Source organism: Peribacillus sp. Aquil_B1 (genome assembly GCF_022603275.1).
Lineage (GTDB): Bacteria > Bacillota > Bacilli > Bacillales > DSM-1321 > Peribacillus.
Genome location: NZ_JAKXEE010000002.1, coordinates 139,390 through 151,853 on the forward strand (window position 1 = coordinate 139,390; position 12,464 = coordinate 151,853).

At 44.2% G+C, this 12,464-nt stretch carries 10 protein-coding genes; all 10 read right to left on the bottom strand.

Annotated features, from left to right (window positions below; genetic code table 11):
- Positions 1-195: 195 nt before the first annotated feature.
- Positions 196-1,218 (bottom strand): signal recognition particle-docking protein FtsY, encoded by a 1,023-nt coding sequence (ftsY, locus tag MPH60_RS14350; RefSeq protein ID WP_241591128.1) that lies wholly within the window; start codon positions 1,216-1,218, stop codon positions 196-198.
- A gap of 27 nt (positions 1,219-1,245) precedes the next feature.
- A complete protein-coding gene (gene smc / locus MPH60_RS14355; RefSeq protein ID WP_241591126.1) occupies positions 1,246-4,809 on the bottom strand; it encodes a chromosome segregation protein SMC in 3,564 nt (1,187 codons plus the stop codon).
- Positions 4,810-4,833: 24 nt separating this feature from the next.
- Positions 4,834-5,574, bottom strand: a complete 741-nt coding sequence (gene rnc / locus MPH60_RS14360) for a ribonuclease III (RefSeq protein ID WP_241591303.1) — start codon at positions 5,572-5,574, stop codon at positions 4,834-4,836.
- A gap of 263 nt (positions 5,575-5,837) precedes the next feature.
- Positions 5,838-6,071: an acyl carrier protein gene (locus MPH60_RS14365; RefSeq protein ID WP_034313729.1), complete on the bottom strand. Its 234-nt coding sequence runs from the start codon at positions 6,069-6,071 to the stop codon at positions 5,838-5,840.
- Positions 6,072-6,128: 57 nt separating this feature from the next.
- Positions 6,129-6,872 (bottom strand): 3-oxoacyl-[acyl-carrier-protein] reductase, encoded by a 744-nt coding sequence (gene fabG / locus MPH60_RS14370; protein WP_241591124.1) that lies wholly within the window; start codon positions 6,870-6,872, stop codon positions 6,129-6,131.
- Positions 6,869-7,816, bottom strand: a complete 948-nt coding sequence (gene fabD, locus MPH60_RS14375; protein ID WP_241591122.1) for an ACP S-malonyltransferase — start codon at positions 7,814-7,816, stop codon at positions 6,869-6,871. Before fabD ends, fabG begins: the two co-directional genes overlap by 4 nt.
- Positions 7,817-7,843: 27 nt before the next feature.
- Complete coding sequence (gene plsX, locus MPH60_RS14380) at positions 7,844-8,830, bottom strand: phosphate acyltransferase PlsX (RefSeq protein ID WP_241591121.1); 987 nt, start codon at positions 8,828-8,830, stop codon at positions 7,844-7,846.
- A gap of 24 nt (positions 8,831-8,854) precedes the next feature.
- On the bottom strand, positions 8,855-9,412 hold the full coding sequence (gene fapR, locus MPH60_RS14385; protein ID WP_034313744.1) for a transcription factor FapR: 558 nt from the start codon (positions 9,410-9,412) through the stop codon (positions 8,855-8,857).
- Positions 9,413-9,531: 119 nt separating this feature from the next.
- Positions 9,532-11,583, bottom strand: coding sequence for an ATP-dependent DNA helicase RecG (gene recG, locus MPH60_RS14390; RefSeq protein WP_241591119.1), 2,052 nt, complete (start codon positions 11,581-11,583; stop codon positions 9,532-9,534).
- Positions 11,580-12,464: an L-serine ammonia-lyase, iron-sulfur-dependent, subunit alpha gene (sdaAA, locus tag MPH60_RS14395; protein ID WP_241591117.1), complete on the bottom strand. Its 885-nt coding sequence runs from the start codon at positions 12,462-12,464 to the stop codon at positions 11,580-11,582. Before sdaAA ends, recG begins: the two co-directional genes overlap by 4 nt.

The following is a 12,464-nucleotide window of genomic DNA, read 5'->3' on the forward strand; positions in this document are numbered from 1 at the left end:
GTTAAGTGAAAACCCTTTACAAGTTTATATTGTAAAGCCTTGTTTATTTGATGTCAAGTTAAACTCCTTACCACTTGCTTGCAAAGCATTTTTTTTTTCATTTTCCGCTTTTTAGACCTTTATGCAATTGATACCCTAATGTGCACAGTGAACAAAAAACCAGAAGAGAATGATCTCTTCCGGCTACAATTTTTCTTAAACCTCTTCTTTATCGATGATATCGGCAAAAAGGCCATAAACATATTTCTCAGCATCGAATTCCTGTAGATCGTCCATTTTTTCACCTAGCCCGACAAATTTAACGGGAATGGCCAATTCGTTGCGAATGGCCAATACAATTCCGCCTTTTGCGGTGCCATCAAGCTTTGTTAACACAATACCGGAAACATTGGTCGCTTCCTTGAATGTCTTGGCCTGAATGAGGGCATTTTGTCCAGTTGTAGCATCAAGGGCAAGCAATACCTCGTGGGGTGCACCTGGTACTTCACGCTCAATTACCCGTTTCACCTTTTCCAATTCCTTCATTAAATTCACTTTATTCTGCAAGCGACCGGCAGTGTCACAGATCAAGATATCCGCTTTTCGTGCCTTTGCGGCCTGAATGGCGTCGAACATGACCGCAGCAGGGTCAGATCCTTCACCCTGTTTGATTACACTGACACCGACACGCTCTCCCCAAACCTCAAGCTGTTCAATCGCACCGGCACGGAAGGTATCCCCTGCAGCCAATACGACAGACTTACCTTCTGTTTTGAATTTATGGGCAAGTTTACCAATGGTCGTCGTTTTACCTACCCCATTAACCCCTACAAACAAAATGACCGTCAAACCTTCTTCTTGTATATTCAGGCTTGAAGTCGCTTCATCATCACCTTGGTAGATTTCCACAAGCTTTTCGGAAATTACGGACTGCACTTCCCTCGTATCAGAGATATTGCGAAGCTTGACTTCCCTTTTCAATTGATCAATCAGTTCCATCACAGTATCGAAGCCTACATCAGCCTGTATCAGGATTTCTTCAAGTTCTTCAAAAAAGTCCTCATCCACTTTCCGATAACGGGCAACAAGTTCATTAACCCTACCAGTAAAAGAATTCCTTGTCTTTGTCAAACCTTGCTTGAATTTTTCCCCTATGGATACTTCTGCTTCAACTGATTTTTCTTTTTCTTTTTCTTCCTGGGTCGTAAATTTCTCTTTTAGCTTTTTGAAAAAACTCATTGTCCCACTTCCTCTAATTCATGAATTTTAAACTTCAATAAAGTTTTCTGATTCTTCCATCCGGACGGAAACAAGTTTGGAGACGCCTGACTCCTGCATCGTTATGCCATATAGGACATCTGCCTCTTCCATCGTGCCTTTGCGGTGTGTAATCACGATGAACTGCGTTTCCCTGCTGAACTTCCTTAAAAATTGACTGAACCGGACAACATTCGCCTCATCAAGCGCTGCCTCGACTTCATCAAGAATACAGAAAGGCACCGGACGCACTTTTAGAATGGAGAATAAAAGGGCTATGGCTGTCAATGCTCGTTCTCCCCCGGATAAGAGGCTCAAATTTTGCAGTTTTTTCCCGGGAGGCTGTGCAATGATATCCACCCCTGTATTTAGTAAATCATCCGGATTTGTCAGCTTCAGCTCGGCTCTGCCTCCACCAAATAAAGCTTTGAAGACTTGTTCGAATTCTTCACGGATCGAATAGAAGGTATCCGCAAAGCGCCGTTTCATTTCATCATCCATTTCATCGATGACTTGGAATAATGTATCCTTCGCCTGTTGAAGGTCTTCCTTTTGACTTAGAAGGAATTCATAGCGTTCAGCTACACGTGCGTATTCATCAATTGCACCTAGATTCACCGTCCCCAGTTCCTCGATTGCAAGTTTGATGAGCTTCACTCTTTTTTGAGCTTCATCTGCAGGCATCATCAATGGATACTGTTCTTTAGCCCCTTCAAAGGAAAGGGTATATTCTTCCCTCAAGTGGTCGAGACGATTTTCCAGTTCGACATCCAGACGAGTTAATTTCACTTCTTCATCCTTTATCACTTCGACAATGCCTCTATAAAGTCGGTTTTCTTCTTTCAAGGACAGTTCAAGCGATTCAACTTCCTTAAGAAGCTCGTTTTTTTCCTGTTTTTTTATGGTGATTCCTTCAATTGCCCCATTTTTGTCGAGCAATTTCTGCTGAGCCATATCTTCCAGTGACTCTTCACCGCTTGAACTATCTGTCATTTCATTGGTCAGGAGCCCTAAATCATCTTTGTTTTCGGCAAGCCTGCTTGTTTCCTTTGAAAGATCCGATTCAATGCGTTCCATCTTCTCTTTTTGGTTTTGCAGCTGGCCACGCTTAGAGGCAAGCATTACCCTCAGTTCATTCGTTTCTTCAGCAAGGCTCTCTTTTGAGGATTGTTGAGATTGCTTTTGTTCGGTCATTTGGGAAATCAACCTGTCAAGCCCTTCAATTTCCGATTTACATGAGTCCAAAAGTTCTTCCAGCTCTTCAAGTCTTGCTGTTTTTTGCTGTTGTTCTTCTAAATAAGAATTTTTATCCAAATCATAAAGATGCAGCCGTTCATTCACATTTCTTTCCTGCAGCTCCACTTCACGGAGTTCGCCCTTAAGGGTTTGTTCTTGTAATCGAAGTCTCTCTCCTGTTTTTCTGGTTTGTTCAAGCGTTTGCTCTTGAACACCCACATCCACTTTGAGCTGTTTGACTTGCTTTTCTAGCTGATTCGTTTTAGCTTCCATGGCAGCAAGTTTTTGTTGAAGCTCTTCCAATTCCGTTTTCCTTGAAAGCAGGGAGGTCGTTTTTTGCTTTAAGGCTCCACCAGTCATTGAACCACCTGGATTGACGATATCCCCCTCAAGTGTTACGAAGCGGAAACGGTGCTGCATCATTTTTGCCAGGTCATTTGCACCTTTTAAATCGGTAGTGATCATCACGGTTCCCAATAGGTTTTCAGCAATCGCTGCATGCCTATCATCATATTGGATCAATGAGGAACCAGTCCCTACAAAAGCTGAATGGCTCTTCAGCATCGATAATTGGTTAGCTGATATCTCTCTTGCCTTTATGACTGATAAAGGCAAGAACGTCGCACGCCCATACCTATTTTTCTTCAAGAAGGAAATGGCTTCCCGTGCATGCTCTTCGCGTTCCACGACAACATGCTGCATCGCTCCGCCCAGAGCCGTTTCGATGGCCGTTTCATATTCCTTTGGAACTTTTATCAATTCCGCAACTGCCCCTTCAATGCCTTGAAGGGTTTCTTTCGCTTTCAAAACCTCTTTTACACCCTGAAAGAAGCCTGCATAATCATCTTCCATTTCTTCAAGCAGTTCCTTACGCGATTTTGCCTGTTGAAGGAATTGATAGGCCTTATAAAGGGTGGTTTCTTGTTTTTGATACGTATCTTTTGCGGCATTCAATTTATTCTGCTGATTTCGGAAATAAGAGACATGCTCTTCAAGCTGCTTGGTCATATTATCCATCAGCTTTGAATATTCCATTTTTTTAGCAGTGATATCCATTCTTTCGGTTAAGAACTTTTCATTTTCCATGTCCAGTTTAGCATTTTTATGTTCCTGCTGTGTTAGCTGCTGGAGCAGGTATTGTTTTTCGTTTTTAGCCGATGCCTGCTTGTTCAACCACTCGATATAGTCACTCTTTTTCGCTTCGATCATCGCTTCGATATCACTATTGAATAGGCCCAGGCTTTTTTGTTTTTCATGTAAGGTTTCAGATATCCCTTTGACTTCCAAGTTCAGTGCATTCAGGATTTCCGTTTCTCTTTCCTTTTGCAAAGACAGACGCTCGACAGCAGCCTCACCTTCCACAATCGCTTTTTCCAGCTGTGACTTGTTTTGGGCGGCATTTTTTTTCCGTTCTTTCAAAACTTCTTTACGGCCTTCAAGCTTTTCAAGTTCTTCGCTGGCATTCAGGAGAATTTCCTGAAGACCATTGATCGATGTCTCAAGCGTCGCAAGACTATCCCTTAGCTTTTTGAGATGCGCTTCCCTATCATGAAGCTGTCCTGCCATTTGCTCTTCCATTTCATTATGTTTTTCAAGTTCCTGTGATAGTTTTTCCCATTTTCCATAAAGTTCTTCTATTTCAAAAACGGTTAAAGCCACTTCTATTTGCTCAAGCTCGTCTTTCTTCGCCAAAAATTCCTTGGCGAGGGAAGACTGAATTTTTAACGGCTCCACCTGCCCCTCCAATTCATGGAGGATATCATGGACACGGTTTAAGTTATCCTGTGTTTCCGTCAGCTTCGATTCCGCTTTTCGTTTTCTCGTTTTATACTTCAGGACACCGGCTGCTTCTTCAAAAATCACTCGTCTTTCTTCAGCCTTACTGCTAAGGATTTCTTCCACTTTCCCTTGGCTGATGATGGAAAACGCTTCTCTCCCAAGACCAGAATCCATGAAAAGGTCTATGATGTCTTTCAGACGGCAACCTTGATTATTAATGAAAAATTCACTTTCTCCCGATCGATATACACGTCTTGTCACACTGACTTCATGAAAATCAATCGGCAGGGAATTGGTCTCGTTATCAAGGGTCAATGATACTTCCGCAAAATTCAATGCCTTCCTCGTGTCACTTCCCGAAAAGATGATATCTTCCATTTTTGCTCCACGCAGTGATTTCGCAGACTGCTCTCCAAGTACCCATCGGACTGCATCGGTCACATTACTTTTACCGCTTCCGTTTGGTCCAACCACTGCCGTGACACCAGGTACAAAATCAATCGAAATTTTCTCTGCGAAAGATTTAAATCCTACAACGTCCAAACGTTTGAGGAACATGACCTTTCCCCCTCTACTGTTCAACTATCTTGTTGATTTTTTTTCTTTTAAAACGATCAATGCATGCTCGGCAGCATGCTGCTCCGCTTCTTTTTTGGACTTTCCTATGCCAGAGCCCAGCTCTTCCCCATTCAAGGAAACGGTCGAAACAAACTCCCGATTATGAGCCGGTCCTTTTTCCTGCAAGATCTTATATTGCAGGACACCGATGGCATCACGCTGGATCAGCTCCTGAAGCTGGCTCTTATAATCCATCACATGAGAAAAAGCACCCTCGTCTATCTTCGGAAACACGACATTCGTCAAAAACTGCACCACTGACTCTAATCCTTGATCAAGGTACAAAGCACCAATATAGGCTTCGAATACATCCGCAAGCATGGCAGGGCGTTCTCTTCCGCCTGTCATTTCTTCCCCTTTTCCGAGCAATACATATTCCCCGTAAGAAAGGCTATTGGCAAAAGCAACAAGTGAAGGCTCACACACAATGGCTGCCCTCAGTTTGGTAAGTTCCCCTTCGCTCATCATCGGATATTTTTGATATAAGTATTTAGAGATGGTCAGTTCAAGTACAGCGTCCCCCAAGAATTCAAGCCTTTCATTATCTTCATAAGGCTTACGGCGATGCTCATTCACATAAGATGAATGTGTAAAAGCTTGTTTTAATAAATTTTCATCTTTAAAATGAAAACCCAGATTTTCTTGCAACTGTTTAAATTTATTATCCTTGATTGATGGTTTACGATTATTTCCGTTCCTACGCATCACACAAAACCCTCCACAACGGTTCAAAAAGCATATTTTTCCAATATATAAAAAGAAACCTGGCAGGAATTCCTGTCAAGCTTTCCTATGTACCATCATACATTATTATCCGCTTAAAGAAAACTAATGGCAGAAGCCCACTGCCATGCAGGCGGTGCTTACTCCGTACATGCTCATTCCCTTAACTGACGCGGCATCAAACTTCTTTAGCAATAAGAGAAAGCCCCGTTAAAAAACGGAGCTTTTAGTCAAATGACAATTCATTACATAGTGCTTTGTATGTAATTCACAGCATCACCTACTGTGGCGATTTTTTCAGCGTCATCGTCCGAAATTTCCATATCAAACTCGTCTTCGAATTCCATGACTAGTTCAACTACATCCAGGGAATCGGCACCAAGATCTTCTTTGAAAGAAGCTTCAAGTTTTACCTCTGATTCTTCTACGTTCAAACGATCTACAACGATTTTAGTTACTCTTTCTAATACATCTGCCAATGTGTTCACCTCCCCTCAAGACATTATAAATTAATTTCGAAAAAAATCAAAGAAAACTTACATGACCATGCCGCCATCTACATGAAGGGTTTGCCCAGTCATATATTTGCTTGCATCGGAAGCGAGGAAAGACGCCACTGCAGCAATATCTTTAGGGTCACCGAACCGTGCAAGCGGAATTTGGTCCAGCATGGCTTTTTGGACGTCTGCAGGCAATTCCCCAGTCATATCCGTAGAGATGAAGCCTGGGGCAATCGCATTGACCGTAATGCCTCTTGAAGCAAGTTCCTTTGCCGTGGTTTTAGTCAAACCGATCACACCAGCTTTAGCCGCAACATAATTGGCTTGCCCTGCGTTTCCGCTGACGCCGACGATCGAAGCCATATTGATGATCCTGCCGCTGCGCTGCTTCATCATTTGCCTTGTAACCGCCTTTGTGCATAGGAACACGCCTTTAAGATTCGTATTGATTACAGAATCCCATTCATCTTCTTTCATACGCATCAATAGGTTATCACGTGTGATACCTGCATTATTAACCAGGATATCCACTCTGTCAAACTGTTCTATGACCTCTTTGATCATGCTTGTCACCGAGTCACTATTTGCAACATCGCATTGGATGGCAAATGCTTTACGGCCCAATGCCTTGATTTCTTCAACCACTTCATTTGCTTTAGCTTCACTGCCGGAATAGTTGATGGCAACGTCTGCTCCCTGACGGGCAAGTTCCAATGCAACTTCCCTGCCAATACCTCGTGAAGCTCCCGTTACAAGTGCTTTTTTACCTTCGAGGATCATGCTTGTACCCCCTTCAATGTTTCAATTGTTTTAGTTAGAGTATCTATATCGGAAACCGAATGAATTTGAACGGAACGGTCGATTTTCTTTATCAATCCGCCCAATACTTTCCCCGGGCCCACCTCGATGAACGTATCCACGCCCAATTCAAGCAGATTTTTCACGCTGTCTTCCCAAAGGACCGGTGAATACAGCTGTTCGATTAATTTTTCTTTAATTTCAGAAGGTGCTGTAATGGGCTTGGCCGTTACGTTTGAAATGACGGGAATTTCTGCCTGGTTAAAGCTTACTTCATCGAGTACCCCCTGTAACTTTTCTGCTGCCGGTTTCATTAATTCCGAATGGAACGGCCCACTCACTTCAAGAGGAAGAGCCCGTTTAGCCCCATTTTCCTTGGCTTTTGCACTTGCAAGTTTAACCCCTTCGGAGGTGCCTGAAATGACGATTTGCCCTGGACAATTAATATTGGCCAATTGAACGGATTCGCCAGTGGCCGTAATTTCAGAAGTGACTTCAGATAAAGCTTCACGGTCCATTCCCAATATTGCAGCCATTGAACCTTGGCCATTCGGTACCGCAGCTTCCATGAATTCACCACGTTTACGCACTGTATATACGGCATCTTCAAAAGAAATTGCGCCAGATGCCACTAATGCCGTATATTCACCTAAACTGTGCCCTGCTGTAAAATCGGGTTTGATCCCCGCTTCTTCAAGTTCTTTGACAAAAGCATAACTCGTGGTCAATAAAGCAGGCTGTGCATTATAAGTCACCGTTAATTCTTGTTGTGTGCCATTAAAGATCAATTCGGAAAGTGGAAAATCAAGTTTTTCATCTGCTGATCGAAAAATTTGCTGAGCACGCTCGTTTTCCTGAAATAAGCCATGCCCCATTCCTATTGATTGAGATCCTTGTCCTGGAAAGACAAAAGCAATTTTACCCATATGTTACTCCCCTGCCTCTATGATTTATTATTGTTTTTCTATCGTCTCCGCAATTGTCGATATGACGTCATTTCCAACCATATCGCGAGTCTGGCGTATTGCATTATAGACTGCATTCGCATCTGAAGAACCATGAGCCTTAATGACAGGTGCCTTCAAACCGAAGAGGCCGGCACCGCCATACTCCGAGTAATCCATTTTATTTTTTATGCCTTTTAGTTCAGGCTTTACCATTGCTGCAGCCAGCTTACTCTTTAGGTTGCTCATCAAGGCCGCCTTCACCATTTTAAATACACCCATAGCAGTACCTTCAAGCGTCTTTAACACCATATTTCCCGTGAAGCCGTCCGTCACGACAACATCTGCCGGCCCGCTTAGGAGGTCCCTTGCCTCTACATTGCCTATAAAGGATATCTCCGATGATTGCTGCAGTAATGTAAAGGCATGCTTAGTCAGTTCATTCCCTTTTTTTTCTTCTGTTCCGATATTAAGTAATCCGACACGGGGCTTTTCAATTCCCCGCACTTTTTGTGCATAAACAGACCCCATTATGGCGAATTGAAGGAGGTGCTCCGGTTTTGCATCGGAGTTCGCGCCTACATCCAGAAGTACAAAACCTTTGCCATCGATTGTCGGAAGGGTTGGAGCCAACGCCGGGCGTTCAATGCCTTCTATCCTTCCGACCACAAACAAGCCTGCAGCCATTAGGGCCCCCGTATTGCCTGAAGAAATGCATGCATCCGATTCTCCGTCAGCCACTTGCTGTGCAGCCAATACCATCGAGGCGCTTTTCTTGCGGCGAACCGCACGAACAGGTTCATCGGTGCTTAATATTTTTTCATCAGTATGTATAACCTTTATACGGTCATGTTTCGCTAAGTATTGGTTGATCTCCGATTCATTGCCTATTAAGGTGATTTCCACATCGGAAAAAGCCTCGACAGCTTTCATCGCTCCCAAAACCTGTGCCTTGGGAGCATTATCGCCACCCATTGCATCTATCGTTATCTTCATTTTCTTTCATCCTTTACTAGCAAGTTAAGAGCGATACATTTCGAACTCGCCTTTAAAAACCAGTTCATTACCTACGTAGCTTCTAACCTCCACCACGGAACGATCGTTGGTGTGGTCCACGTTTTTAACCCTAGCTTTGGCTACCACTCTTTCATTTTCCTTTACAGAACGAGTAAATAAAATGGATGCTTTCGCAGTTAATGCCAATTCATCATTTATGACTGCTACAGCCAATGAATTTGCTTGGGCAAAAAGGTGATGTCCCCTTGCAATTCCATTCCGCTTAAAGACATGCTCTTTATTTATATCCAAAATCGAAATTGCGTTGTCATCTAAATTAAGATCAATTACTTCCCCGATGATTTCATCCAAAGGCAATGCCCTGATTTCGTCACTGAATTTTTTCTCGGCCACGCTTTTAATACGTTCACGCAATTCCGGTATCGATAATTCAAGACGGTCAAGCCTAATGGTCTGGACGCTCACCGAATATTTTTCAGCCAGCTCCTCATCCGTTACAAAAGGATTCTGTTTAATCGTTTCGATTAATAATTGCTGGCGTTCCTTCTTATTTCTTCGCATTTGAAGGTCACCATCCGTAGTATTATGACTAGGTACTAATAGTAGTATATATATTTTAAAAACAGATTGCAAGATATTGAGTAAAATCTCACAATCTGCTATTGGTTTTTTTATTCAGCTCAGTCCAGCTTTTCCCCCGTGAATACTCCCGTTTCCGCTAAGTAGTTCCGCAGCGGTGCATACTCAGGGGAATGCCAAAAGCTTTGGGAGGCAATCAATTTGGCAGCATCTTCCCTTGCCACTTCCAAGGTCCTGTAATCATGGATCATGTCGGCTACCTTGAACTCGGGAAGGCCGCTTTGTTTTTTACCGAAGAAGTCCCCGGGACCGCGCAGTTCCAAATCTTTTTCGGAAAGGGCGAATCCATCGTTTGTCTCGGTCATGATTTTCATCCGTTCTTTACCGACTTCCGTTTTCGGATCAGCCAGCAGGATGCAAAAGGACTGATCGCTTCCCCGTCCAACCCTTCCGCGCAACTGATGCAACTGTGAAAGCCCAAAGCGCTCAGCATCATAAATGACCATTACCGTTGCATTTGGAACATTCACCCCAACCTCGACAACCGTCGTGGAAACAAGGATTTGTGCTTCATTGGCACTAAACTGCTGCATCACTTCGTCTTTTTCATCCGCGGGCAGCCTGCCATGCATAAGTCCCACTTTGTACCTGTTCGCAAAGTATTGAGTCAGCATTGCATGAACATCGAGAACATTCTGTAAAGAATCCAGTTTCTCCGACTCCTCGATCAATGGACAGATAACGTAAGCCTGTCTCCCTTTCTTTAGTTCCTTTTCGACAAATGTTAAGATCCGATCAAGCATTTGGTGTTTTGCCCAATAGGTTTCTATCGCTTTACGCCCGGCAGGCATTTCATCGATCGTCGAGACGTCCATTTCCCCAAACACTGTAATGGCTAGCGTTCGCGGAATCGGTGTAGCCGTCATGAAAAGTACATCTGGATTTGTACCCTTTTCTCGAAGGATCCGGCGCTGCTCCACTCCGAAACGATGTTGTTCATCCGTTATGACAAGTCCCAGGTTCCGAAAATTCACTTCATCCTGTATCAATGCATGTGTTCCTATCAAAAGATCCAGCTCCCCGGATTCCAGCATTTGCAATAGTTCCTTGCGCTTTTTGCCTTTTACCGAACTTGTCAACAATGCGACCTTCACTCCACTCGGTTCCAACATCGCCTTCAGCGATTGAGTATGCTGCTCAGCCAAGATTTCCGTCGGGACCATTAATGCACCTTGGAAACCTGCTGTAATCGTCGCCTTCAGGCATATCGCGGCAACCACCGTTTTTCCAGACCCGACATCCCCTTGAAGCAGGCGATTCATCCTGTAGGGAGATTTCATGTCATTCATTATTTCCTCGACGACCCTATTCTGAGCGTTCGTCAAAGGAAAAGGGAGAGTTCCAACAAAAGCTTCCAGCTGCTCCATGTCAAACTCCTGGCCAATTCCTTTTGACTGCTCCCGCTGCACTTTACGAAGTGCTTGCATTTTAAGTTGAAACATTAAAAATTCTTCATACACAAAACGGCGGCGAGCCTTTTTCACCTCATTGGCCGATTGAGGGAAATGCATGGTACGAAGAGCGTCGTTACGCGGCATCAGTTTGTATGCCGACAATAATTGCGGGGGCAGATTTTCTTCTATCATTGCCCCATATTCAGAAAATGCATTGGAGATAAAGCGACGGATACCTTTGACAGTAATGCTGCCCTTCACTGAGTATACCGGTTCGAACTCTTTCTCCCGGCTACGATCGCCAACGTGGCATTCCGAGCCTGTAATGGTTTGGCGATGACGATCCCACTTCCCTGTTACCGTTACGGTTTCGCCTATCGCAAGCTTTGGCTTCAGATATGGCTGGTTAAAAAAAATCACATTTATTAAGTATCTCCCAGTTAACACTTTAATCGTAAGCCTGGATTTTTTCTTTCCGAAGTACCCTAATGTAGGCACCGTATGAACTTTGCCTTCTATGGTAACCCGCTCATCATGCTCGACCGTTTCTAAATCCCTCAATCTGTAATCTTCATAGCGATATGGGAGGTGCTCAAGGAGATCCGCGACGGTATGGATCTCCATTTCCCCCAAAGCTGCCCCCGTTTCGGCCCCAATGCCCTTTACTGCTGTTATCGGTTCCTGTAAAGCGGTGTTCACTTCTTATTCAGCGGCAAGCCAAAGATTTTGGCTTCCAACTCCCGTCCAGTCGGTGTAGCCGCTAAACCTCCTTGTGCAGTTTCCCTTAGAGCCGATGGCATCGTTTGCCCGATTTTGTACATCGCATCAATCACTTCATCACACGGTATGCGGCTTGTGATCCCCGCTAGCGCCATATCTGCGGCAACCATAGCATTGGCTGCACCCATGGCATTACGCTTCACACAAGGCACCTCCACAAGCCCAGCAACAGGGTCACACACAAGGCCAAGCATGTTCTTTAATGTGATTGCCATCGCTTCTGCACTTTGTGCAGGTGTTCCTCCTGCCATTTCAACGATGGCTGCCGCCGCCATGCCCGAAGCAGAACCGACTTCAGCCTGACAGCCCCCTGCGGCTCCAGAGATCGAAGCATTATTCGCTACAACAAAACCAAACGCCCCTGCTGTAAATAGGAACTCGATTTTCTGTTCCCGATTCGGCTTTAATTTATTTTGCAAAGCAAAAAGGGTTCCAGGCACAACACCGGCAGATCCAGCTGTAGGTGTCGCACAAATCGTTCCCATGGCTGCGTTCACTTCGTTTGTTGCCACCGCTTTGCTTACCGCATCCAGCAGCAGTTCACCGGATAAGGAATTTCCTGATTTAATGTAAGTCTGAAGAAGGACTGCATCCCCTCCAGTCAGGCCTGAAACGGACCGGACACCTTGAAGTCCTTTTTCAACTGCCTGTTCCATTACATCCAGGTTGACTCCCATCTGGCTGATGATTTCTTCACGGCTTTTTCCCGTTACTTCCATTTCCTGTTCTATCATCAGCGTTGAAATTTTTTTTTGCTTTGATTCTGCTAATTCTACTAATTCCGCTACATTACGAAACAT